We start from the raw sequence: 24,697 nt of genomic DNA, 5'->3' as shown, positions 1-24,697 counted from the left end.
TATGGAGATCGTCATATGTACTCACCAAAGTGGTATGTCGGACTGGACATCCAAAATGGAGCCATTCGTGCCGTCGCAGCCATAAAACGCCGTAATGGCTGGCAGCTTCGCCACTGCTGGCAATATCTTTTATCTGATGCGGTTATGCCAGAAGGTCGTTTACAGCGACCAGAGATATTATGCGATATATTAAATCAATGGCGCCAAAAATTACCCAAAAAAATCAGTTTCAGACTCGCCTTACCTGTACAACAAACATTGCAGCGGAATCTGACTTTACCCTCAGATATCAGTCTGAAAGAGCCGGAACAAGGCTGGTTTATCAATGCCAGCGCCGAAAAACAATTTCCCTTTAACACCCGTGAACTGGCTCTGGATTACCGTATTATCGAGCAAAACGCTTATATCAGCGCAGCCCGTCAGAAAGATCTGGATATCTGGCTACAATGCCTTGCGCAAGCAGAAATCTTCCCGGACGCCATTGATATTGCCCCCTGCGCACTACGCTATATAGCGCGATATGCTGGCGTTCCGGCTGATAGCTGGCTGTTACACCGACAACAATCCAGTTGGTTGTGGGTATCTCCTGCCAATGCACCCTTTGCTTATGATCTGGTATCAGCAAATACCGCAGCTTCTCCACTACAGGTTATTAGCCAATTACCGGCCTCATCCATAACTAAAAAAAGTATTTATTACAGCAGCTACCAGCAGGAAGCACTGCCTGAAGGAACTTACTCCTGGGATATGCTGGCAGCATTCCGTCACTATCAACCACCGCTCCCGGTTCAACTGATGGAATATGTGATAGCCGGTGGCTTGGCGCTCAGACCGGATGATAAATGATGTATCAGGTTAATTTTCTGCCCTGGCGACAAACCCGGTTGAAGTCCCGCTATCGTTGGTGGGTCATTCTTCTCCTATTGCAATTAGTGTTGTGGCTGGCAGTGCTCGTTTGGATGTCGTTTAAACAACTGGAAACAATTAACAAGCATCAAAGACAATTACAACAACTCAACCAGCAACAATTACATTTACAACAACAGATAACTCAGACAGAAGAGGCGTTCAATCTTCACAACAAACTGGCCTATAAATTAAAACAACAACAAACGCGGCTGAAACAGAATCAGCAACATTTGAGATTATTCAATGAATTACCTGAGTTACTACCGGAAGGAAGTTGGCTAACCGCTTTCGATGACCATGCAGGTCAATTGAAATTGGTTGCTAACAGTCTGGATTATTCCAGTATGACATCGCTGCTGGATAATCTCGAAAACAACGGACAACTATCTGAAATTCAACTGAAAAAAATGACCACCACTGAGCAGCAAATCAGGCAGTTTATTATTGACGCGAACTGGCAGACGGAGATACCCGATGATAAAAAATGACTGTTTATGGTGGTTTGACAAACCCACCTGGCTGCTTTTTATTTGGCAGCAAACTATCATCATCTTGGCCCTAATCCTGTTTTATCTTTTCTTCTGGCAAGAGAAAGCTGAACGGGAAATTGGACTGGCACAGGAAATAATCGCCCAACAAACCAATACAAAATCAGCCAATAACCAGCTAAATCAGTTACCTCGGTTGGAAGATATACAGCAACAGATAAACCAAATAGAAAATGAACTTAACCAACCACCACAAAACACGGTAAAAATTACCGCAGTAAAACAACTGCAACAACCGTTGATAAATTCTGGCGGGCAAGTCATTGAATGGCAGCGTAAAAATGAAGGAGAAAAAACACTCTGGCAAATAACGATTTATTTAAACTATGAACAAATGCTGGATTTTCTTGATGCATTACAGGCGTTATACCCGCCGCTGCTGATTAAACAGTTTTCTGTTTCTCCATCAGGCGAATTTCTAAATGTCAAAATGACCTTGTCAGAAACCTCATATGAGGAATTTTATGACTAAAATATTTATTCTGTTTATCATTTTTCTGCCTGCTATTTGCATTGCAGAAATAAGAAACCCTTTTGCTCCACCAATAACAGAAACAGAAAAGCAACCTATTGAGTTATTTGATCAATCAGTCAACGAAGCTGAAATTCAGCACCTCTCAACAGCATTACAATATGCAGACGCAGAAAAAATTGCCCTTAATCTCAGACAAAATATACCTGCACTGATGACCAAAGAGGGTAAAGCTGATTTTGATCCTGAAACTAACAGCTTGATTTTACAGGATAGCCCCATCGCCATTGCTCAGATAAAAAGCTGGCTGAAAGAAATAGATACACCACAACAACAGGTACAGATTACCGCACATATCGTAACCAGCAGCAGGGAAGCATTGCACGAATTGGGAGTCTATTGGGGGATGCCGATAGGAGATCAACTTAATACATCAACAGGTATAAACCGCCTGAATATCAACCAGGCCGCCAACGACAACATGCACCGATTCGCGTTCAATATTGCCCGCATCCATACCCGTTTGCTGGAAATGGAACTCAGCGCCTTAGAACAAGAAAACCAACTGGATATTATCGCCAGTCCAAGACTAACCGCTTCACATCAACAGTTAGCCAGCATTAAACAAGGTTCTGATATTCCCTATGTCAGTCAGGACAAAGAGAAAAGTACCGTGCAATTTAAAGAAGCCGTACTTGGAATGGAAGTCACACCTCATATACTGAGAAAAGATAAAATCAGACTCTCATTGAAAATCAGCCAAAACATGCCGGGAATCTCAATCAGTCAAGGTGGAGGTGAGAATTTAACCATCGACAAACAGGAAATAGTGACTCAAGTTACTGTAAAAAATGGTGAAACACTTATTCTCGGTGGAATTTTTCAACAGAAAAAAAGTGAAAAAACCCAAAAAGTGCCTTATCTATCAGACATTCCTCTGCTCGGTTCATTATTTAGCCAAAAAGGTTATAAACACAGCCGACGTGAACTGGTGATATTTATCACGCCTCAATTGATGGATATTTAATCGAATTAAAAAATATAACCACTATATCAGTGATGTTGGCAATAAAAAATTCAGCAATTAGGTATGATTATGCGCAGATTTTTTCATCTAACCCTGTTTATAGATTTGACGCTGAGTCCAATTTAGCATACAAGAGTGAGCTAATTGAATGGTCGGGTTAATATCACAATAATAGCCAGAGCTTCTGTTACAAGAAGCTCATCGCTGATTTATATAGTTGCAAAACTGGCTGGTGTACTGAGATAATTTTCTCATCAGTCGGCCTCCGAGAAACCTCGTTCTCCAGGACGGGGAAGAAAGGAAGTGGTTTTCCCACTAACGATTAATTTTTGCATTTTTACATTTTCCTATGTAGTGTGTGACCCTATGAAACACGCATATAAAACGCGAAATATCAAAGCTGTCGGGCTGACAGTGTTAGCCCACGGAGAGAAGGTAAGCTTGGGCTCGCGTCACTGCGAGTCAGGCACGTCTCTGTGAAGTGGGAATCCTCTTCCTTTTAGGAAGAGGAGCAGTCAAGAGGGTTTCAGTTTAGGTCCCGCTGCTAATTTGATTGGCGGGGCGGGTTATCATTAACGAATAGTCTTAGTAATACCAAAAACATGGCAGAGAAACGTAATATCTTTCTGGTTGGGCCTATGGGTGCCGGCAAAAGCACTATTGGTCGTCAGTTAGCTCAGCAACTCAATATGGAGTTTTATGACTCCGATCAAGAAATTGAGCGACGTACCGGAGCTGACGTGGGCTGGGTATTCGATGTGGAAGGTGAAGAGGGCTTCCGCGAACGCGAAGAAAAAGTGATTAACGAACTCACTGAAAAACAAGGCATTGTACTAGCGACTGGCGGGGGCTCGGTTAAATCCAGAGAAACCCGTAATCGCTTGTCTGCCCGTGGCGTCGTAGTCTACTTGGAAACCACCATTGAAAAACAGTTAGCACGTACCCAGCGCGATAAAAAACGTCCTTTACTTCAAGTTGATGCACCAGCACGTGAAGTTTTAGAAAATTTAGCAAACGAACGTAATCCTCTGTATGAGGAAATTGCTGATGTCACTATCCGTACCGATGAACAAAGCGCTAAAGTTGTCGCTAACCAAATCATTGAGTTACTGGAAAAGAACTGATTCAAGCAAGTCTGTACAGCGATAAATAATAAAGGCGAAGGCTGCTATGGAAAAGATTACTGTCACTTTAGGGGAGCGTAGTTACCCAATTACCATCGCAAAGGGGTTATTTGGTGATCCTTCTGCTTTTGCACCACTAAAAGCAGGTCAGCAGGTTATGCTAGTGACGAATCAAACTCTGGCTCCGCTGTATCTGGCAAAAGTAAAAGCCACCTTGCAGCAAGCCGGGATTCAAGTAGATGAAGTTATTCTGCCTGATGGTGAGCAGTACAAATCTCTTTCCGTATTAAATGACGTATTTTCTGCTTTGCTGGAAAATAACCATAGCCGGGACACAACCCTTATCGCTCTCGGTGGCGGCGTAATCGGTGATTTAACTGGTTTTGCCGCTGCCTGTTATCAACGTGGTGTCCGTTTTATTCAGGTTCCTACCACCCTTCTTGCTCAGGTTGATTCCTCTGTTGGAGGAAAAACCGCAGTAAACCATCCTCTTGGCAAAAATATGATAGGTGCGTTCTATCAGCCTGTCTCTGTGATGGTCGATCTTAATTGCCTGCAAACACTTCCAGCCCGTGAGCTTTCTTCAGGTCTGGCTGAGGTAATTAAGTACGGTATCATTCTCGACAGCGAATTCTTCAGCTGGCTTGAAAATAATATAGATAAATTGCTCAGTCTTGATAACCAGGCAATGGCTTATTGCATCCGTCGCTGCTGCGAATTGAAAGCAGAAGTTGTTGCAGCGGATGAAAAAGAATTGAGCGGCCTGCGTGCCTTGCTGAATCTTGGTCATACATTTGGTCACGCAATTGAAACAGAAATGGGATATGGCGTCTGGCTACACGGAGAAGCTGTTGCCGCAGGAATGGTTATGGCAGCAAGAACAGCCCAACTGGCTGATAATTTCTCTGAGCAGGATACTCAACGTATTATCCGATTGCTGGAGCGGGCAAATCTGCCTATACACGGGCCGAAAAACATGCAACCGGAAATTTATCTCCCGCATATGATGCGAGATAAGAAAGTTATGGCAGGTAAATTATATCTGATTGTTCCGGCAAAAATTGGTCAAGCTAATCTCCGTTCAGACATTGGATATGATTGTGTCCTTGAAGCTGTCCGCCAGTGTTTACCGCCTGAAAATGTGTAATTATCAATAAATCAAATGTTTTTTTGCATACATCTGGTTGTTGTGTCATAAAATAGCTACTTTATCAGACAAATTTTCATTCATTCTAGTTAAGTCGGCCTGTCGGCCCGGTCTTAATTGCAATTGGCAGAATTAGCTCTGTTTGGAGGGCATATGGACGAATTTAAATCAGAAAATGAACAAAGGACAGATAACGAGTTTAGGCCAGATACATCAGACCGCCGTCCTTCACGATCACGCCAACCATTAAACAAACCCAAGTTTGCGGTTTCACGCCAACAAATGATGATTGGGATTGGAATTTTAGTACTGTTACTGCTGATTATGGCTATCAGTTCTGCTTTAAAAGCGCCAACTGAACATGAGAAACAGCAATCTCCAAATGTTGCAGAAAAAAATATTGATTTATCAGGCTCACCATCCGAAAACAATAACAATCAATCCGTCACATCGGAGAATACCACTGCAAATACAATTAACGGACCACAGGAAATGAATATTCCTCCTATCAGTGGCACGCCAACGCAACCTCAGCAGCCTCACACTAACAATAGTGAAAACCAGCGCATTGAACTACCTGGACATACTCCTGATGCACTGACTCAACAACAAAGTAATATAAATCATGCAGTGCAGAATCTGAATCAGACCCAGCAACCGCAGACAGTAACACCGCCACCAGTGGTACAACAGAAACCGGAAAATATCCGTCCACTGAAACCAGAAACACCCGCTAAATCAAAACAATCTACAAGTCATACCAGCAACAGTAAAAACAATGTGACCAACAGTAATCCGCTGAAAGCCCCGGCAAACCACTACACTTTGCAATTAAGTAGTGCCAGCCGCTCAGATACACTGACTGCTTTTGCCAAAAAGAATAACCTCACTCATTACAAAGTTTATGAAACTAAACGTAATGGAAAAACCTGGTTTATTTTGATTCATGGTGATTACAATTCTGTTTCTGAAGCTAAACAGGCCGTTTCATCTCTACCAACCGAGATTCAGGCAAAAAAACCTTGGGTCAGAACGATGCAACAAGTGCAACAAGATCTGAGAAAATAAAACAATATTTATTAGGCGCTGATATGCTGTCCTAAACAGAGTACAATCTGCGGCTCTGGAATGATTGAGTAATTAACTGACAGCATGAAAAAAAAACGCGCTTTCTTAAAATGGGCCGGTGGAAAATACCCGTTGGTAGATGATATCAAACGTCATCTGCCAGCCGGTAATTGTCTGATAGAGCCATTTGTTGGCGCAGGTTCTGTTTTTTTGAACACAGACTATGATTCTTATATCCTCGCTGATATCAACAGTGACCTAATTAACCTGTACAATACAGTAAAATTCAAGGCTAATGAGTTTATTACTCATACACGCCCCCTATTTACCCAGGAATACAACACCGCCGAACATTTTTATCAGTTACGAGAACAGTTTAACCAAAGTACCGACCCGTTCCAGCGTAGCGTGTTATTCCTTTATCTCAATCGCCATTGTTACAACGGCCTCTGTCGTTATAATTCTCATGGTAAATTTAATGTACCGTTTGGTCGTTATAAAAAACCCTATTTTCCTGAAGATGAATTACACTGGTTTGCTGAAAAATCCCAAAATGCCACTTTTATCTGTGAGCACTATCAACACACTTTGAACAAAGCACGGGAAGGTTCGGTTATCTATTGCGATCCGCCTTATGCTCCTTTGTCAGCAACAGCAAACTTTACGGCGTATCATACCAACAGCTTTAACATTGCAGATCAGGAAAATCTGGCCCGTATTGCATTTGAGCTATCATCAGAGCGTGCAATTCCTGTTTTGATATCCAATCACGATACGCCAATGACACGAAAATGGTACCATCAGGCTTCACTTCATATTGTCAAAGCACGTCGTACTATCAGCAGGAATATCCTTGCCCGCAGTAAGGTAGACGAACTTTTGGCATTATACCGCTAGCTTATCCCCCCCTTTTTGCCTCGCAATTAAGGGATGATAAAAACGATTTGGAGAAGATAATGAAAGATTTTCTGATTGCCCCATCTATTTTATCTGCAAATTTTGCGCGGTTGGGGGAAGACACAGCAAAAGTACTGGCAGCAGGTGCTGATGTTGTTCACTTTGATGTGATGGACAACCATTATGTTCCTAACCTGACTATCGGTCCTATGGTCTGCCAGGCTCTACGGGATTATGGCATTACCGCGCCAATTGATGTTCATCTGATGGTAAAACCGGTTGACCGTATTATCCCGGATTTCGCCAAAGCAGGAGCGACTTACATTACCTTCCATCCAGAAACCAGTGAACATATTGACCGCAGCTTGCAACTTATCAAAGAGCATGGTTGTAAAGCCGGCTTGGTATTCAATCCTGCAACTCCATTGAGTTATCTTGATTATATTTTGGATAAACTGGATATCATTCTATTAATGTCAGTAAATCCCGGTTTTGGTGGACAATCTTTCATCCCTGGAACACTGGAGAAACTGCGTCAGGTTCGTAAAATCATTGATGAAAGTGGTTATGATATTCGTCTTGAGGTAGATGGTGGTATTAAAGCCAGCAATATCGCAGAAGCAGCCGCTGCTGGTGCAGATATGTTCGTTGCTGGCTCTGCCATTTTCAGTCAGCCAGATTACAAAACCGTCATTGATAATATGCGTAGTGAATTGTTAAAGGTATCTCATGGCAAGTAAGGTATTAAAAGGTATTCGTGCTATCGCTTTTGATCTGGACGGCACGCTGGTAGACAGTGCCGGTGGTTTAGCTGATGCACTGGATCAGGCTCTGTTAGCCAAAGGTTTCCCTGCTCCGGGAAAAGAACGGGTTGCTGTCTGGGTAGGTAACGGCGCGGATATTATGGTCGAACGTGCATTGACATGGGCCAAAGTCAAATTGACCACACAACTGCATCAAGAAACCCGTGAGTTGTTTGACCATTTCTATGAAACAACGGTCACAACAGGCAGTCAGTTGTTCCCGGAAGTCAAAGTCACCTTGGCCGAACTGGCAAAACACAACCTGCCAATGGGTATCATCACTAATAAGCCAACACCTTTTATTGCTCCTTTGCTGGATTCTTTAGGTATCAGTGAATACTTTTCATTGGTGTTAGGCGGTGATGATGTTAAAAAGAAAAAGCCACACCCGGCACCAATTTATCTAACAATGGGCACATTCGGACTATATAAGGAAGAACTGCTCTTTGTCGGTGATTCCCGTAATGATATTTTAGCAGCACAAGCGGCTGGTTGCCCTTGTGTTGGTTTAACCTATGGATATAACTACGGTGAATCTATTGAATTAAGCAATCCAGACTGCCTATTAACGAATTTCTCGGATCTGCTATCCACAATTGGACTCCCATCTTTGAAACTTCAGGAAGCATAATAAAATGAATAAACCCACTGTATCTGAAAAACTAAACTCCCAAAAACCTATTGTATTCAGCGGCGCGCAGCCTTCCGGTGAATTAACCATCGGTAACTATATGGGGGCGTTACGTCAGTGGGTTAAAATGCAGGATGATTATGATTGCATTTATTGTATCGTTGACCAACATGCAATCACTGTCCGCCAGGACCCAAAAGAATTAAGAAAACGTACTCTGGATACACTGGCGCTTTACCTGGCTTGTGGCATTGATCCTGAGAAAAGCACCATTTTCGTTCAGTCCCATGTACCACAGCACGCTCAATTAAGCTGGGTCCTGAACTGCTATACCTATTTTGGTGAACTCAGCCGTATGACTCAGTTCAAAGACAAATCTGCCCGCCATGCCGAAAACATCAACGCAGGTCTGTTTGATTATCCGGTACTGATGACTGCGGATATTTTGGTATATCAAACAAACCAGGTTCCGGTAGGTATCGATCAGAAACAGCACCTTGAACTGAGCCGCGATATCGCTCAACGATTTAATGCTATCTACGGCGATATCTTCGTTGTACCAGAGCCGTTTATCCCAACGGGTGGCGCTCGTGTTATGGCTCTTCAAGACCCAGAAAAGAAAATGTCCAAGTCAGATGATAACCGCAACAACGTTATCGCTCTGTTGGAAGATCCAAAATCAGCGGCTAAAAAGATAAAACGCGCAGTCACAGATTCAGAAGAACCCCCTCGTGTTCGCTATCATCTGGAACAAAAACCGGGTGTTTCCAACTTATTAGATATCCTCGCGGGTGTTACTGGCAAAACCATTCCTGAACTGGAAACAGAATTTGAAAGCCAGATGTATGGCCATCTAAAAAGTGCTGTTGCTGATGCAGTTTCCGGTATGTTGACTGAGTTACAAGAGCGTTTTCATCATTTCCGTAACGATGAAGTCCTGCTGAATAAGATCATGGCGGAAGGTGCAGCGAAGGCAAAAGCCCGCGCCCAGATTACGCTAGATAAAGTGTATGAAGCTGTTGGCTTTATTGCCCATCCTTAAATCAATAAAATGTGCACGTTCACTACGTGCACATTTCAAGCTACAGAAAAGCAATACGATTGGACAGATTAAAACAGTGTAAAGCAAGCTTAAACTGACCTATTTAAGGTATTCCAATTTTTCATATTCGATTATTTAACTGCTTTATTAAAAAGTTTATTCTGCGGTTGAAAATATTATTAAAGCGGTTCATTTTGGAAAATATACTACCTGATTAACCTATTCATATTATTATTTACTTTTTTCGGGGGATATAACCATTAACAAAACCAATTTTTGCTTCCCATTTTCCATTGATAGTTTTATGACGGGCAAATTTTAAGCCATTTATTAAATGGCCGTTATTTTTACCACTTTTAACGCCTGCTTTTTATTAAGTTTAATCGGAAGTTTTTTGGCATCCTGATACAGATGTACTACGGCGACCACAACTCACCTCACTTTCACGCCTACTACAATGAACATGAAGGGATGCGCTTAAAAAACGGAAAATATCCTAGAACAATCTTGTTTTTTGTACAGACCGATATCTGATTCACAAAAATAAGTCATTAAAAATCAGTTAACTATAAAAAAATCATTTTTTTTCTCATATTCACTGTAAGAAATTGATGCGCAGTGCGACTAATTGAGTGAAGCAAATGCTTGTTTCAGCAAAGCAGTAATTCACCTTCTACACAAATATAAAAGGAACGTTCTATGACTAAGCAAACGACAAAAGCATTACTGGCCCTAGCCTTAGGCAGCGTATTTATTGCGGGAAGCACTTCAGCAATGGCGGATTCCGGCAGCAAAATGGAGAAATGTTATGGCGTTTCTCTGAAAGGGAAAAACGACTGTAAAGCAGGTGCAGGCACCACCTGTGCTGGTACCTCAAAAATCGATTATCAGGGCAATGCCTGGAAAATGGTACCGACGGGTTCCTGCGTAAAAATGAAGTCCCCGACCTCCCCGACCGGTTTTGGTCAACTAAACGCATTTAAAGAAGTGTAATTCCGGCACCAGGCACATCAGGCAGGAGCTCATACGATGACAATTTCTTTACCCCCACACAGCGTCTCTCGTGACGCTCCTGACCGCCTAATGCTAAATAGGCTTCCGACCAGAGCAGGGATCGGGTTAAAGCCGGAGCATTTTCGCGCTATCTTGCGCGATAAACCCGACATCGGTTTTTTTGAAATTCACGCGGAAAATTATCTGGTTGCGGGAGGTCCGTTTCATCAGGCACTGACCGCCATTCGCCAGGATTATCCGCTCTCTATTCATGGTGTGGGCATGTCCATCGGAGGAGAAAACCCTCTGAATCAGTCCCACTTACAACGTGTTGCTGCGCTGGTTGAACGCTACCAGCCGGCCGTTTTTTCTGAACACCTTGCCTGGTCGACACATAACGATCTATTTCTCAATGATCTGCTGCCGCTGCCTTATACCAACGTCACGCTGACGCGGGTCTGCGAACACATCGATCAGGTACAGAATGCGCTGCGTCGCCCCATTCTGCTGGAAAACCCGTCCACCTACATTGAGTTCAGTGCCTCAAACATGAGCGAAACTAACTTTATCTCCGAGGTGATACGCCGCACCGGATGCGGACTACTGCTGGACGTGAACAATCTCTATATCAGTGGCGTCAACCATAATCGCTGCCCGTGGCAGATGCTATTCGAGCTACCGCTTCACTGTGTCGGTGAAATTCATCTGGCAGGCTATACGGAAAGCCGCGATGGGGCAAACGACCTGCTGCTGATTGATTCACACGACAGTCATGTGACCGAGCCTGTCTGGGATCTCTATAACAAGACCCTGCGTGAAACGGGGCCGATCGCCACCCTGATCGAATGGGACAGCAATATTCCACCATTAGACGTGTTGCTGAACGAAGCCAGCCATGCCCAGCGTTACATTACGGAGAACGCGAAAAATGCAACAACAACTGTATCAAGCACTTCTTGACCCCGACCTCACAGTACCAAAGGGGCTGACAACCTGGAACGATAGCGATCCGGCGGTACGTTTTGCGATTTATCGTAATAATGTCATAGCATCGCTGATTGACGCACTGGCTGAAAACTGCCCCGTCCTTCTCGCCCAGCTCGGAGAGTGCTTTTTCCGTGCGATGGCGGCGGAGTTTATACGTCAACAACCGCCTTCTTCTCCTGTTTTGGCGAGTTATGGCGCGCAATTGCCGGACTGGATTGCAACGTTTCAGCCATTGGCAGACTGGCCCTGGCTAAGCGATCTCACCCGGCTGGAAATGTTGTTTATTGAATCGCTGCACGCGGCGGACCCTGCTGTACAAACGGCAGAAGTGGCCCCCAGTGACGATCCCGCACAGTTGCTGATGGAGATCCATCCCTCGGTACGGCTCTTCAGTTCAGATTATGCCGTCTTCAGCCTGTGGGCCTCACACCAACAAAGTGAAAACGAGATGGCGCTGGACCCATTCCAGCCGGAACATATGCTGCTGTGCCGCGTTGACGACGACGTACGAATAATGTTGCTCAACCGTGCGGAAATGCAATTTGTTGCCATGATCCAGTCCGGTCGGTGTCTTACCGAAGCCCTAAATATCGCCGCTAGGGAGGATACAACTTTTGAGCCCCAGCCGGTTTTACAACGTATGCAGCACTACGGGCTGATCCTTTCTCTATATAGCAACACGGAGCGTTAAGATGGCATTCCTCAAAATATTAGTGTTAAAAGGGCAACACATTGCACAGGAAAGTGTTATCCCCTTTCTGGCGCGCATTAGCCTTGCCGCAACATTCTGGTTGTCGGGCCAAAGCAAAGTGGTGGGATTAAACATAGATATTTTAGAGGCACGCACACCCTGGCAACTAGGGATTCCGCGCGTTACCGACAGCTCCGTGTCGCTCTTTACCAGCGAGTACAAGCTTCCTCTGCTGCCACCCGATGTTGCTGCCATCATGGCCGCGACCGCAGAACACTTATTTCCGCTGCTGCTGATTGTCGGATTAGCGACACGCTTCTCTGCGCTAGCATTAATGGTGATGACGCTGGTGATTCAGATATTTGTTTATCCAGATGCCTGGCCTGTCCACGCTACCTGGCTGACGGCTCAGTTGTATCTGGTGACGTATGGCGGTGGGAGATTTTCGCTTGATCGCCTGATTTACCGCCATCGTACCTGATCCCCCCTCCCTACGTTACTTTATTTTGATTCTCGTTTTCGCCACGAACGAATGCGGAAGTGATAGTACGCAGGTCGGCAAGCTGTTGTCTGAAGTTTCGGCACCCGTCGCACATTCGCAAATGCAGCATTAGCTGAACATGTTGAGAAAGCACGATTTTTTCATCCAGCGCCTGAGATATCAGGCGCGTAGCTTGGTAACAACTAAGCATATTTACCCTCCTTAGAAAACCAGCGTTGTGACAAACATTCGCGTAAACGCATACGTGCACGCCAGAGCATCACATTCAGGTTGCTGACAGAGAGCGCCATTTCCTGACAGATCTCCTGAGTCTCAAGACCAATAAATTCGCGCATCATAAATGCCCGCGCGTTTTGCGTTGGCAGCTGTGTCAGACAAAGCTCGAAAACCGTCCAGAATTGCTCCTGCTCGGCCGCCTCATCCGGTAAATGCCAGCGCTGAGGAGGCTCGTTTCGCGGCCAATGACCAGATTCATCAAACAGTGCTTCGAAACTTTGCTCATCAACATCATCAGTCAGTTGCACGCTGCTGTACCGATAACGCATACGCAAGGCGTCCGAGATTTTGTTGCGCAGGATCGTAAACACCCAGCTCTTCCAGGCAGCTCGTCCGGCAAAAGAAGCGGCATTCTTCATCGCCCCTTCCAACGCCTCTTGGACAACATCTTCCGCCTGATGAAAATCATTCAGCTGCAAGCTGGCAAACTGCAACATCTGTTTATGCAGCATGGAAAAAAACTGCGGATCCCGCAGCAAGTTACTGATATCGGACATTTTAGTTTCTATCTCAACAGGATCGTTCTGGATAACCGGGTATTATTGGCAGAATCGCTGAAATTCACTCACATGACTTAGGGACCGTTTGGGGAACGGAGGTAATTCTAAATTAAATTTGTTTTTTGTACAGCAGGAGAAGTATCTTTTTCCAGAACAGATTACTTTTCACTCAACTTCATTGAATCCGTTTGCGCACAGTATCATAGGCTTTTTCATCCTCGCGTTTACCAACAGCAAGTACCTATTATCACGATTTCTTCGTTAATCACTTGATAAATCAACCGAAAACCAGCCACAGCGGCCACTCTCCTGCATAATGGCAGAAAAATTACTAATACCGGAATGAGAATTGAGTTTGTAACAAGGCGAACGAGGCTGAGTTACCTGAAGCATGGCCTCTCCCCAACTGAAAACATCACCGATAAAAACATTCTCCTAAATAAGGCAAATTATGGAAATATTTTCTCCAAACGCTGGAACAATAAAGAAATCTTCCTGATCAGGAAATTGATGTTTTCAGAAATCGTAGTGTTCGCGAGGATAATACGATCGGGGCCACCATGGACGCGGGTTTCGGCCTGTTCATCATCTTCCAATCCAAGAGAAGTCAGACGCAAGCTGCCATCAACCATCCGTTTGTTAATTGCACTGGCAGACAGTTTTTCTGATATTTCAATTTTGCCTGTATATACCTGCGGATAATACATAATTCACTTTCCTTATTGAAATCAGTCCGACGATATCATCATAAGCCAATACCCAATCAATAAAAATGCCGGCAGTAATATCAGCCGGCATAGCAGAAAAGAGAAAATGAGTTAGAAAATTATTTCACTTTTTCCTGATAACGTTTTGCTGCTTCATCCCAGTTAACAACACTCCAGAACGCTTTAATGTAGTCAGGACGACGGTTTTGATACTGCAAATAATAGGCATGTTCCCAAACATCCAAACCAACAATTGGATAGCCAGAAGCACCGGAAATAGCTTCACCCATTAACGGGCTGTCCTGGTTAGCAGTAGATACAACCGCCAGTTTGCCATCATCTTTCAATACCAGCCACGCCCAGCCGGAACCAAAACGAGTCGCAGCCGCCTGCTCAAATTTCTCTTTAAAAGAATCCACACTACCGAAATCACGTTCGATAGCTTCTTTTAATGGGCCTTGCAGGATTGTCCCTAATTTTAAGCCTTTCCAGAACAGACTATGGTTAGCATGTCCACCCGCATTGTTACGTACAAAAGTACGCTTATCAGCAGGTATCTTATCTAATTGCTGAATCAGATCATCAACATTCAGTTTTGCCAGATCAGGGAAGGCTTCCAGAGCGCCATTGGCATTATTAATGTAAGTCTGATGATGCTTGGTATGGTGGATTTCCATCGTCTGCTTATCAAAATGAGGTTCCAGAGCGTCATAAGAGTAAGGAAGGGAAGGTAATGAATAGCTCATATCATGTACTCCAGTCATATAAGAATGGTTCAAAGTCCACACCTTGTGAACAACATGATCATTATAGTTAATTAAATATTATTGGAAATGATTATCAATGCCATATTCTCACTATGGTTTTATCATACAACTGTGTTTCAGTGACTTATCAGTTAATTTATCTATATTTAAGATTATTATTGGATTAGGATTTTAAATTACTATTTTTGGTTAGCAATTAAACCTAATTATCCCCACCACACCAAATGACAATTACGTGAAAAATATTCTTTTTATTGCGTGATCTTCCGCGCAAAAAAAAAACAAAAATTCTCCTTACACTTTAGTTAACCTTGTTTTGACATACTATTAACATTCGCAAGGAGAATATTAATATGACCCAAATAATAAAGCACGCTATTCCTGCTGTCATTGCAGAACATGCCCTGATGAATAAACAACAATATCAGCAAGACTATCAATTATCACTGCAAGATCCCGAAAAGTTTTGGGGTGAGAAAGGTAAAATTGTTGACTGGATTAAGCCTTACACCAAGGTAAAGAATACCTCTTTTGATCCTGGACATGTCAATATCCGTTGGTTCGAAGATGGAACACTGAATCTAAGCGCAAACTGTCTCGATCGCCATTTAAAAGAGCGTGGTGATCAAACAGCTATTATCTGGGAAGGCGATGATCCAACAGAGTCCAAAACAGTAACCTATCGTGAACTGCATCATGATGTATGCCAGTTTGCTAATGCATTGAAAAATCTGGGTATTAAAAAAGGCGATGTTGTTGCTATTTACATGCCGATGGTGCCGGAAGCGGCAGTTGCCATGTTAGCATGTGCCCGCATTGGTGCTATCCATTCTGTTATTTTCGCAGGTTTTTCTCCTGATGCCGTATCCGGTCGTATCATTGATTCGAACACTAAATTGGTTATCACTGCCGATGAGGGTTTGAGAGCCGGACGTACAATTCCCCTGAAAAAGAATGTTGATGACGCATTAAGTAATTCAGCAGTTGTCAGTGTATCTAATGTTATTGTTTTTAAGCGTACCGGAAATATTGGTAATTGGCACTCAGGTCGCGACCTATGGTGGCATGAGTTGACAGTAGGCGTAAGTGCTGACTGCCCAGTTGAAGAGATGAACGCAGAAGATCCCCTGTTTATTCTCTATACTTCCGGATCTACCGGTAAACCTAAAGGCGTGCTGCACACCACCGGTGGCTACCTTGTATATGCATCCTTATCATTCAAATATGTATTCGATTATCATCCAGGCGAAATCTATTGGTGTACAGCAGATGTGGGCTGGGTGACTGGACATAGTTATCTGCTCTACGGGCCGCTTTCCTGCGGTGCTATCACTCTGATGTTCGAAGGCGTACCAAACTATCCTGCGGTTAACCGTCTAAGTCAGGTTGTTGATAAACATAAGGTAAATATCCTGTACACGGCACCAACAGCAATTCGTGCCCTGATGGCTGAAGGGGACAAAGCTATTGAAGGAACGAAACGGACTTCTCTGCGTATTTTGGGATCAGTCGGTGAGCCTATTAACCCGGAAGCATGGGAATGGTATTACCAAAAAATTGGTAACAGCAAATGCCCGATTGTCGATACCTGGTGGCAAACAGAAACCGGTGGCTTCATGATAACGCCACTGCCAGGAGCAACTGAACTGAAAGCCGGTTCCGCAACTCTACCGTTCTTCGGTGTTCAGCCAGCGCTGGTTGATAACCTTGGTGAGCAATTAGAAGGTGTTTGTGAAGGAAACCTTGTTATTACTGATTCCTGGCCGGGACAAGCACGCTCACTGTTCGGCGATCATGACCGTTTCGAACAAACCTACTTCTCTACCTTTAAGGGAATGTACTTTAGTGGTGATGGCGCACGCCGCGATGAAGACGGCTATTATTGGATAACTGGCCGTGTTGATGATGTATTGAATATCTCCGGTCATCGTCTGGGCACGGCTGAAATTGAATCCGCTCTGGTTTCCCACCCCAAAATTGCTGAAGCCGCTGTCGTCGGTGTTCCACATAATATCAAAGGGCAGGCAATTTATGCCTATGTCACGTTGAATCACGGCGAGGAACCTTCCCCAGAATTATATACCGAAGTCCGTAATTGGGTGCGTAAAGAGATCGGCCCGATCGCTACACCAGATATCCTGCACTGGACAGATTCTTTACCAAAAACCCGCTCAGGAAAAATTATGCGCCGCATCCTGCGTAAAATTGCTTCCGGTGATACCAGTAATCTGGGAGATACCTCAACACTGGCAGATCCAGGGGTAGTAGAAAAACTATTGGAAGAAAAACAAACAATGAATATTTCGTGACATACCATGCCGCCGTAAGGCGGCTTAATCAATGAATATAATAAAAATAGTAAGAGGACATTCTGATGAACGACGCCATTTACCAAGGGATCGAGAATAACCCTCGTTTCAAAGAATTAATTGAAAAACGAGGCCGTTTTGCATGGCTGCTATCAATAATCACATTAGTTTTGTATGTCAGCTTTATTTTCCTCATTGCATTTGCACCCGAATGGCTGGGTACCCCTCTTTATGCTGGTTCATATATTACCCGTGGGATACCCGTTGGCATTGGCTTAATTGTTATCTCATTCATCTTAACTGGCCTGTATGTAATCAGAGCTAATGGCGAATTCGATCGTCTTACCTCACAAATTCTTGACGAGGTAAAAAAATGAAGAAATTTTTGCTAACAATAATACTGCTATTTCCTGATCTCATATGGGCCGACACAATCTCTGGTTCCGTAGAAAAGCAACCGGTCAACATTCAGGCCATTATTATGTTTGTCCTGTTTGTTGGTTTCACACTCTATATCACTTACTGGGCCTCAAAAAGAACGCGCTCCCGTACTGACTACTACACTGCGGGTGGACGTATTACTGGCTTCCAAAATGGCATGGCGATTGCGGGGGACTTTATGTCCGCAGCATCATTCCTTGGCATTTCCGCTCTGGTCTATACATCTGGTTACGACGGGCTGATTTATTCTATCGGCTTTCTCATTGGCTGGCCCATTATCCTATTTCTGATTGCCGAACGATTAAGAAATCTTGGGCGCTACACTTTTGCAGATGTTGCTTCTTACCGGTTACAACAACGCCCAATCCGTACTTTATCTGCAATTGGCTCACTGGTTGTTGTTGCCCTCTATCTTATTGCACAGATGGTTGGAGCAGGTAAGCTTATCGAATTGCTCTTTGGCTTGAATTACCATATTGCGGTCGTATTAGTTGGTATTCTGATGGTACTTTATGTTCTGTTTGGCGGCATGCTGGCAACGACCTGGGTACAAATTATCAAAGCCATTCTATTGCTGGCTGGCGCTACCTTTATGGCTCTTATGGTCATGAAAGCGGTAAACTTCAATTTCAACATGCTGTTTAAAGAAGCTGTTGCTGTTCATTCAAGAGGTGAAGCCATCATGAGCCCAGGAGGGTTGGTATCTGATCCGATTTCCGCACTTTCTCTTGGTCTCGCATTGATGTTCGGTACCGCTGGTTTACCTCATATCATTATGCGTTTCTTTACTGTAAGTGATGCGAAAGAAGCACGAAAAAGCGTTTTCTATGCTACTGGCTTCATCGGCTATTTTTACATTCTTACGTTCATCATCGGTTTTGGCGCTATTTTCCTGGTCAGCCCAAACCCGTCATTTAAAGATGCTACAGGTGCGCTAATCGGTGGTACTAACATGGCAGCCGTTCACCTTGCAAGTGCAGTTGGAGGGAATTTGTTCCTCGGTTTTATCTCCGCTGTAGCTTTTGCCACCATTCTGGCAGTTGTAGCAGGACTGACACTGGCTGGAGCATCAGCAGTATCACACGACCTGTACGCAAACGTCATTAAGCGCGGCAAAGCCAACGAGCGCGATGAATTGAAAGTATCAAAAATAACTGTTGTGATACTTGGGTTTGTCGCAATCGGATTAGGTATTTTATTTGAGAATCAGAACATAGCCTTTATGGTTGGATTGGCATTCTCTATTGCTGCAAGCTGTAACTTCCCAATCATTCTTTTGTCTATGTACTGGCGCAAACTCACTACCCGTGGCGCATTAATCGGAGGTTGGCTGGGGTTAATTACAGCTGTCGTTTTGATGATCCTAGGTCCAACAATTTGGGTCAGCATTCTCAGCCATGAAAAATCAATCTATCCTTATGAATATCCAGCATTATTCTCAATGATTGTCGCTTTTGCCGGTTCATGGCTATTTTCTCTTACCGATAATTCACTACAAGGTATGCGGGAAAGAGAATTATTCAGAACTCAATTTATTCGATCACAAACAGGGCTTGGTATCGCACAAGGAAAATCACATTAGTTACGATTTTATACTCAACCTCTCCTTCGGGAGAGGTATTTTTATTAGGAAGCCATCTAAGCTATCGCCGTGTAAGCATTTGGCAGCACCATATAAATGCCAGTAAATACCGCACCTACACCGTGCTCACCACGGACCGTCACCTCCAACTTCACTCTCGCTTTGTAGCCTTGCGCAAGGCGAGCCAAATCGCCGCTCATATTTTTGAGATCCGCAACAGAACTTGGCCTGCCAACGATAGGCTTTTTGTAACGGATATTGGCATCAGCCAGAATAATATCACCCCCCAGTTGGCGTTCTTGTAACAACAGCCAAATCAACCCCCAACCGGTCAACGTTGCCAGTGAGAACAGACTACCTGCAAAGAGAGATTGATGAGGATTTTGATTCCCTGCTTCCGGCATCGTGGTAATAAAACTCTGGCCGGTATATTGAGAGATCCGCACCCCCATTTTCTCACTGAGGGGAATATGCTTGTACCAGGCTTTTTGCAGTTCATTGCACCAATCCGGCCGGTGAAGAATATCATCAAGCGTCGCAACAGGTTTGATCATCAGAAAATGGCGAATGGGTGTTGTTTGCGGGCTGGTAATTGGCCCACGATTTTCGAACCCCAGTTTACTGAAAAAATCTACCGCATGTTCACGGGCGCTGCATACTACCCGTTTCACACCTTCTTGACGGGCAACAGATTCCAGGGCCATTGCGATCAGTTTCCCCAACCCTTTGCCTTGCACATGGGGATGTACTGCCAGAAAGCGGATGGCCCCTTCGCTATCCGCGTTGATATATAAACGCCCTACCGCCACCGGGTTACCTTTCTCATCCACAACCATCTGGTGATGAGCCATGGTGTCATAACCATCTTTCTCAGAGCCTACAGGCTGATGCAATGGCTTACGCAACATTTCCCAACGAAATCGATAATATGCTTCCAGTTCTTGTTCTGTTTCAGGTACTCGCAGATGATACATAGAAACTGCCCCTTTCTTTTAATCATGATGTGTAATCGGGGGTAATTGCGCTTTACTGGCTGCTTTTCGTGGCTACACCTGCAACCAGAAAGTGACTGGTCCATCGTTTGTCAGACTGACTTTCATATCGGCAGCAAACCGCCCGATTTCTGTTTTTACACCACTTTGGCGGCATCGTTCAACAAAATAGCGATATAATTCATCAGCCTTATCCGGATTTGCGCCGCCAGAAAAACCAGGGCGCATTCCCTTTTGAGTATCAGCAGCCAGGGTAAACTGGGAAACAACCAGTAAACTGCCGCCAACTTGTTGGACATTCAGATTCATTTTGCCCTGCTCATCACTGAATATCCGATACCCTATCACTTTCTCACATAATCGTTTTGCCTTTTGTTGATCATCTTCTTTTTCAACGCCCAGCAATACCAGCAGACCGTGACCAATTGCCCCGATCATTTCGTTTTCAACAACAACATTTGCCTGTGTTACTCGCTGGATTAACGCAATCATACTTTTCCTTAGATATTAGCATCCGTGCACTATCCCCCATTATCAGTTCAATTACTCTTCTGTTCAGAAAAACCGATTGTTTTGAAATAGTCTGGGACTGTCTGCCGGTCAATAACATGAACACTATTTATGCCTAACGCACCGGCCGCCTCTACATTTTCCAGCACATCATCAAAAAATACCGCCTGATCCGGTGAGAAACCTTCTGCCTCAAGAACATATTTGAAAATATCAGGTTCAGGTTTGCGCATTGCCAAATCCTGGGACAGATAGAGGTAATCAGCCGATACCGCAATTTCCGGGTAATTATGCGGCCAATAATCCAAGTGCAAACGGTTTGTGTTGGATAACACCACAACCCGATGCCCTGCTTCACGTAATTTATTCATTATTTGAATAACTTCAGGACGAATATCAATAAAAATAGCATGCCATCCGGCAGCAAACTGCTCAAAACTGAGTGAAATATTCATTTCCTGACATAAAGTATCAGCGAACTCCAAATCAGTAATTTGACCACGCTCATGTTTTTCAAACGTTTCTCCCATTGAGAAACTTTTCGTCAACGTCGCAAGAGGTGTGCCGCTCAAATTACTCCAGACAGCTAAAACTCTTTTAAAATCAATATCAATAATCACATTACCCATATCGAAGATATATAGCATGACCACCTCCTGGTTAATTAGTAACTTTTTACTTTAATCGTATTTCTAATTAGAAAACAGTACGGAAAAGTAAAAAGCGAATTACTTCACGGTATTTTTCTTATGAAACGATAAAGTAGCCTCCAGATCAAAAAAGTAGAGTAAGGTGTTATTTTATGTTGTGGTTCCTCCTTTGTATTGGGCTTCTTCTGGCAGGATATTTCATATACGGCAAGATTGTCGAAAAAATATTCACCATTCGACCAGAAAGAAAAACCCCCGCGCTTTCTATGGCAGATGGTGTCGATTATGTTGCAATGTCCACCCCAAAAGTTTGGCTAATTCAGTTACTTAATATTGCCGGTGTCGGCCCTATTTTCGGCCCGATTCTTGGTGCCCTCTATGGTCCACTGGCCATGCTGTGGATTGTCTTCGGCTGTATCTTTGCCGGCGCAGTACATGATTATTTCTCTGGTATGCTCAGTGTTCGTGCACGGGGAGCATCAGTACCCGTCATCGTCGGTAATGAACTGGGCAAAGCCATGAAACATTTCATGAATATCTTTGCTGTCATTCTGCTGATGCTGGTTGGTGTAGTATTTGTTCTGAGTCCGGCAGGCTTACTGAACAACTTACTAAAAGAGGCTATCGGCTGGGATAGCATTGCTATCTGGGTTGGCGTTATCTTTGCTTACTATATTCTCGCGACACTGGTCCCTATTGATAAAATCATCGGTCGCCTTTACCCACTATTTGGTGCGTTATTGCTGTTTATGTCTGTCGCGCTTATGGTTGGTTTGGCTATGAGCGATAAACCTTTCTACTCACAAGGATTGGATTTCACCACTAACTTTAACCCGAAAGACCTTCCTGTTTGGCCGTTGTTGTTTGTCACGATTGCCTGTGGCGCTATCTCCGGCTTTCACGCTACTCAGTCCCCGCTGATGGCACGTTGTATGCAGAATGAGAAAAATGGCCGCTTTGTTTTCTATGGTGCAATGATTGGTGAAGGTATTATCGCGCTGATCTGGTGTACACTGGGGCTGAGTTTCTATGAAGACACTAACGCATTGCAGGCAGTGATTGATCAGGGTACTGCCTCTCTGGTTGTGCATGAAGTTTCCACTTCTCTGCTGGGCACTGTCGGCGGTATTCTGGCCATCCTTGGTGTGGTGATTCTGCCAATTACTTCCGGCGATACAGCGTTCCGTTCTGCCCGCTTGATTATTGCTGAATTCCTGAATATTCCTCAGCAAGAAATGACCAAACGCCTGTTATTAAGTGTGCCCATGTTTATTGTCGGTTATCTGATCACCAAAACCGATTTCAATATCATCTGGCGTTACTTCGGCTGGGCAAACCAAACTACAGCAATGGTTATGTTGTGGGCTGCCTCTGCCTGGCTGCTGCGCCGCGATAAATTCCACTGGATCACCACCCTGCCGGCCATGTTCATGACAGCGGTGTGCTTCACCTATCTGGCATTCGCTCCAGAAGGTTTTGCCCTGGATTGGAATATCTCTGTCGTTATCGGCCTGGCGGCAATGGTGAGTGTAACGATTATCTTCTTTGCAAAAGTCCGCTCTAAATCAGCTTCTGATAATATAGAAGCCGAAGCACTAAATGAGTAAAAACCAAAGAAAACATTAAATATTAATAACAGCCCCTTAGGTAAAATGTCGAGGGGTTTTAATTTCCACTGAGGTTAGGTTCCTTGATAATGTTAAAAACACCACAGTCAGAGCAATTGGTTTAAAGAAAGGGGAATTTCCCCAGTCGTAAATAGCTGGGAGAGCTTCTTTATAAGTGATGAACGCCCAACCAATGATTTCTTATCTAAAAGGGCATCCCAACACCAACCAGAACGCGAAACGTTTTAAAGACAAACCTATCAGTAATGATAATAAATGGGAGAATCTTCAAGCAAGGATGCAATTCACCTCCCATAATCATTGCCTGTTTAACGGTTAAATAAAAACAGCTCATTAAAGCAGAAACAGCCCCTTCAAATGAAATTACACTCATTATTCTGGGTGATGGCAAATACAATAAAAATTGACTACAATTATTATTTGCAACACAGTACGAATAGTGGTTGAACTATACACCATTCGAATACCAGAACTTCGCTTTAGCCGCATCCATGTCGGAAAAAGCGATAAATGCAGGTTTACGCATTTTCAAATACAGGTTGTTACAGATATACCAACAGATAGTTGACTTCATTAATGGCACCAATAGTTTTTCTTTATGGTCAACCGGTCTTTGGATGATTGCTCGCTTATTATCGAAGCAAGCAGTATCAAGCTTGGTATTATGAATTCCTCCCCTGAAGAAGGCTATCTGCTCAGGTGAAGGTTTTGAATGTTTTTAGCATTAATAGGAGAATGAACCATGTACATGTTTTTACCATTTTTACTCGCATTATTTGCAGTCATAACCACCCTGGTTGGAAAGAATAAAATTAGCTATACCCTATGGAGCCTTCTTCTGGTGACAACCATAGCTTGGTTTATTCATCATGCGACTGATTCGCTAAATCTATCTTTTTAACAGGAGACAATTTGATGAATCAGGTATTAACAACAAAACAGACGATCAGCTACGGCATGATATTCAACATCATTGGGTTATTTGGTATTAGTGCCGCACTTACCGTTGCCTTCTATTATCAACTAGTCCTTTCTGAATTGCCTTGCCCATTATGTCTGCTACAGCGGACAGGCATGATCATGATAGGATTTGGTTTCCTGTTTAATCTCCGTTTTGGAATAAAAAGCGCACACTATGGCATCGCGATTATCGGCAGTATCGTGACCGGAATTATTGCAATCCGACAAGTGTTTTTACATATCACACCTGGCGATATCGGTTATGGCTCTGCACTTTTTGGTATACATTTTTATACTTGGGCTCTCATCTCCTCAGTTATCGCTATCATCGCCATATCAGTCATGCTGATATTGAAAAGTCTGGTAAAAACGACCGAAGAAAAGGAAAGCAAGTCTGTTTTCGGTCAGATTATTATTGGAATATTTGTCGTATTAATTACAGCAAATTTGATCTCTACCATTTTGGAATGTGGCGGCGGGCAATGTGATGACAACCCAACGTTTTATCAATTGCTGGGTAAATAAATCCAAAAA

29 protein-coding genes and 1 pseudogene are annotated in these 24,697 nt (G+C 43.8%); 22 read left to right on the top strand and 8 right to left on the bottom strand.

Going from position 1 to position 24,697, the window contains the following annotated elements; genetic code table 11:
- Positions 1 to 15: 15 nt before the first annotated feature.
- The 16 genes from pilM (at position 16) to C5470_RS10965 (ending at position 12,820) form a co-directional block, all read left to right on the top strand.
- A complete protein-coding gene (pilM, locus tag C5470_RS11040; protein WP_166288816.1) occupies positions 16 to 846 on the top strand; it encodes a type IV pilus biogenesis protein PilM in 831 nt (276 codons plus the stop codon).
- Positions 843 to 1,397: a PilN domain-containing protein gene (locus C5470_RS11035; protein ID WP_166288813.1), complete on the top strand. Its 555-nt coding sequence runs from the start codon at positions 843 to 845 to the stop codon at positions 1,395 to 1,397. The genes pilM and C5470_RS11035 overlap by 4 nt, the downstream gene beginning before the upstream one ends.
- A complete protein-coding gene (locus C5470_RS11030) occupies positions 1,384 to 1,929 on the top strand; it encodes a hypothetical protein (RefSeq protein WP_166288810.1) in 546 nt (181 codons plus the stop codon). The genes C5470_RS11035 and C5470_RS11030 overlap by 14 nt, the downstream gene beginning before the upstream one ends.
- Positions 1,922 to 2,956 (top strand): type IV pilus secretin PilQ, encoded by a 1,035-nt coding sequence (gene pilQ / locus C5470_RS11025; protein ID WP_166288807.1) that lies wholly within the window; start codon positions 1,922 to 1,924, stop codon positions 2,954 to 2,956. Before C5470_RS11030 ends, pilQ begins: the two co-directional genes overlap by 8 nt.
- A 602-nt stretch (positions 2,957 to 3,558) precedes the next feature.
- Positions 3,559 to 4,080 carry a shikimate kinase AroK gene (aroK, locus tag C5470_RS11020; RefSeq protein ID WP_011144496.1) on the top strand — a complete coding sequence of 174 codons (522 nt, stop codon included), beginning with the start codon at positions 3,559 to 3,561 and terminating at the stop codon, positions 4,078 to 4,080.
- Positions 4,081 to 4,126: 46 nt separating this feature from the next.
- On the top strand, positions 4,127 to 5,227 hold the full coding sequence (gene aroB / locus C5470_RS11015) for a 3-dehydroquinate synthase (RefSeq protein ID WP_166288804.1): 1,101 nt from the start codon (positions 4,127 to 4,129) through the stop codon (positions 5,225 to 5,227).
- 153 nt (positions 5,228 to 5,380) lie between these two features.
- Entirely contained in the window at positions 5,381 to 6,295 is a 915-nt protein-coding gene (locus C5470_RS11010) for an SPOR domain-containing protein (protein ID WP_166288801.1), read from the top strand.
- 84 nt (positions 6,296 to 6,379) lie between these two features.
- Positions 6,380 to 7,192, top strand: a complete 813-nt coding sequence (gene dam / locus C5470_RS11005) for an adenine-specific DNA-methyltransferase (RefSeq protein ID WP_166288798.1) — start codon at positions 6,380 to 6,382, stop codon at positions 7,190 to 7,192.
- Positions 7,193 to 7,251: 59 nt separating this feature from the next.
- The gene (rpe, locus tag C5470_RS11000; RefSeq protein ID WP_166288795.1) at positions 7,252 to 7,932 is read left to right on the top strand and encodes a ribulose-phosphate 3-epimerase; all 681 of its coding nucleotides are present in this window, start codon (positions 7,252 to 7,254) and stop codon (positions 7,930 to 7,932) included.
- Positions 7,922 to 8,626, top strand: coding sequence for a phosphoglycolate phosphatase (locus C5470_RS10995; RefSeq protein WP_166288792.1), 705 nt, complete (start codon positions 7,922 to 7,924; stop codon positions 8,624 to 8,626). The genes rpe and C5470_RS10995 overlap by 11 nt, the downstream gene beginning before the upstream one ends.
- A gap of 4 nt (positions 8,627 to 8,630) precedes the next feature.
- Positions 8,631 to 9,668: a tryptophan--tRNA ligase gene (trpS, locus tag C5470_RS10990; protein WP_166288789.1), complete on the top strand. Its 1,038-nt coding sequence runs from the start codon at positions 8,631 to 8,633 to the stop codon at positions 9,666 to 9,668.
- A gap of 363 nt (positions 9,669 to 10,031) precedes the next feature.
- Positions 10,032 to 10,202 carry a DUF4160 domain-containing protein gene (locus tag C5470_RS23630; RefSeq protein ID WP_414477556.1) on the top strand — a complete coding sequence of 57 codons (171 nt, stop codon included), beginning with the start codon at positions 10,032 to 10,034 and terminating at the stop codon, positions 10,200 to 10,202.
- 165 nt (positions 10,203 to 10,367) lie between these two features.
- On the top strand, positions 10,368 to 10,661 hold the full coding sequence (locus tag C5470_RS10980) for a BufA1 family periplasmic bufferin-type metallophore (RefSeq protein WP_166288786.1): 294 nt from the start codon (positions 10,368 to 10,370) through the stop codon (positions 10,659 to 10,661).
- A 36-nt stretch (positions 10,662 to 10,697) separates the two neighbouring features.
- Positions 10,698 to 11,621, top strand: a complete 924-nt coding sequence (gene bufB / locus C5470_RS10975; protein ID WP_207626957.1) for an MNIO family bufferin maturase — start codon at positions 10,698 to 10,700, stop codon at positions 11,619 to 11,621.
- Entirely contained in the window at positions 11,590 to 12,339 is a 750-nt protein-coding gene (locus C5470_RS10970; RefSeq protein ID WP_166288783.1) for an HvfC/BufC N-terminal domain-containing protein, read from the top strand. The genes bufB and C5470_RS10970 overlap by 32 nt, the downstream gene beginning before the upstream one ends.
- A 1-nt stretch (position 12,340) precedes the next feature.
- Positions 12,341 to 12,820 (top strand): DoxX family protein, encoded by a 480-nt coding sequence (locus C5470_RS10965; protein ID WP_166288780.1) that lies wholly within the window; start codon positions 12,341 to 12,343, stop codon positions 12,818 to 12,820.
- A 10-nt stretch (positions 12,821 to 12,830) separates the two neighbouring features.
- Here the strand turns inward: C5470_RS10965 and C5470_RS10960 are convergent, their stop codons facing one another.
- From C5470_RS10960 to sodA, 4 genes and pseudogenes are all read right to left on the bottom strand, one after another.
- A complete protein-coding gene (locus C5470_RS10960) occupies positions 12,831 to 13,031 on the bottom strand; it encodes a zf-HC2 domain-containing protein (RefSeq protein WP_166288777.1) in 201 nt (66 codons plus the stop codon).
- Positions 13,024 to 13,614, bottom strand: a complete 591-nt coding sequence (locus C5470_RS10955; protein ID WP_166288774.1) for an RNA polymerase factor sigma-70 — start codon at positions 13,612 to 13,614, stop codon at positions 13,024 to 13,026. Before C5470_RS10955 ends, C5470_RS10960 begins: the two co-directional genes overlap by 8 nt.
- 291 nt (positions 13,615 to 13,905) lie before the next feature.
- A pseudogene (locus C5470_RS10950) lies at positions 13,906 to 14,324 on the bottom strand (MOSC domain-containing protein); the annotation flags it as partial.
- A 119-nt stretch (positions 14,325 to 14,443) separates the two neighbouring features.
- Entirely contained in the window at positions 14,444 to 15,070 is a 627-nt protein-coding gene (gene sodA / locus C5470_RS10945) for a superoxide dismutase [Mn] (protein WP_166288771.1), read from the bottom strand.
- Between the two features lie 374 nt (positions 15,071 to 15,444).
- Here sodA and acs point away from each other — a divergent pair, with 374 nt between their 5' ends.
- The 3 genes from acs (at position 15,445) to actP (ending at position 19,423) form a co-directional block, all read left to right on the top strand.
- On the top strand, positions 15,445 to 17,400 hold the full coding sequence (acs, locus tag C5470_RS10940) for an acetate--CoA ligase (protein ID WP_166288768.1): 1,956 nt from the start codon (positions 15,445 to 15,447) through the stop codon (positions 17,398 to 17,400).
- 65 nt (positions 17,401 to 17,465) lie between these two features.
- Complete coding sequence (locus C5470_RS10935) at positions 17,466 to 17,777, top strand: DUF485 domain-containing protein (RefSeq protein WP_166288765.1); 312 nt, start codon at positions 17,466 to 17,468, stop codon at positions 17,775 to 17,777.
- Entirely contained in the window at positions 17,774 to 19,423 is a 1,650-nt protein-coding gene (actP, locus tag C5470_RS10930) for a cation/acetate symporter ActP (RefSeq protein ID WP_166288762.1), read from the top strand. Before C5470_RS10935 ends, actP begins: the two co-directional genes overlap by 4 nt.
- A gap of 56 nt (positions 19,424 to 19,479) precedes the next feature.
- On the opposite strand, the gene fabY is transcribed toward actP, so the two are convergent.
- From fabY to yihX, 3 genes are all read right to left on the bottom strand, one after another.
- A complete protein-coding gene (fabY, locus tag C5470_RS10925) occupies positions 19,480 to 20,397 on the bottom strand; it encodes a fatty acid biosynthesis protein FabY (protein ID WP_036846238.1) in 918 nt (305 codons plus the stop codon).
- A gap of 72 nt (positions 20,398 to 20,469) precedes the next feature.
- Entirely contained in the window at positions 20,470 to 20,907 is a 438-nt protein-coding gene (gene dtd, locus C5470_RS10920) for a D-aminoacyl-tRNA deacylase (protein WP_036846241.1), read from the bottom strand.
- A 47-nt stretch (positions 20,908 to 20,954) separates the two neighbouring features.
- Positions 20,955 to 21,572, bottom strand: a complete 618-nt coding sequence (gene yihX, locus C5470_RS10915) for a glucose-1-phosphatase (RefSeq protein ID WP_036846244.1) — start codon at positions 21,570 to 21,572, stop codon at positions 20,955 to 20,957.
- A gap of 155 nt (positions 21,573 to 21,727) precedes the next feature.
- Between yihX and C5470_RS10910 the strand changes: the two genes are divergently transcribed.
- The gene (locus C5470_RS10910; protein WP_036846247.1) at positions 21,728 to 23,182 is read left to right on the top strand and encodes a carbon starvation CstA family protein; all 1,455 of its coding nucleotides are present in this window, start codon (positions 21,728 to 21,730) and stop codon (positions 23,180 to 23,182) included.
- A 469-nt stretch (positions 23,183 to 23,651) separates the two neighbouring features.
- Here the strand turns inward: C5470_RS10910 and C5470_RS23250 are convergent, their stop codons facing one another.
- Entirely contained in the window at positions 23,652 to 23,777 is a 126-nt protein-coding gene (locus C5470_RS23250; protein WP_269149774.1) for a hypothetical protein, read from the bottom strand.
- Positions 23,778 to 23,945: 168 nt separating this feature from the next.
- On the opposite strand from C5470_RS23250, the gene C5470_RS22800 reads away from it, so the two are divergent.
- The gene (locus C5470_RS22800; protein WP_241826046.1) at positions 23,946 to 24,104 is read left to right on the top strand and encodes a DUF5993 family protein; all 159 of its coding nucleotides are present in this window, start codon (positions 23,946 to 23,948) and stop codon (positions 24,102 to 24,104) included.
- 14 nt (positions 24,105 to 24,118) lie between these two features.
- A complete protein-coding gene (locus C5470_RS10905; RefSeq protein WP_036846250.1) occupies positions 24,119 to 24,688 on the top strand; it encodes a disulfide bond formation protein B in 570 nt (189 codons plus the stop codon).
- The last annotated feature ends 9 nt before the right edge of the window (positions 24,689 to 24,697 follow it).

It is taken from the genome of Photorhabdus stackebrandtii (genome assembly GCF_011189495.1).
GTDB lineage: Bacteria > Pseudomonadota > Gammaproteobacteria > Enterobacterales > Enterobacteriaceae > Photorhabdus > Photorhabdus khanii.
The sequence above is the reverse complement of the archived record's forward strand: the minus strand, read 5'-3'. Positions and strand labels throughout refer to the sequence as shown.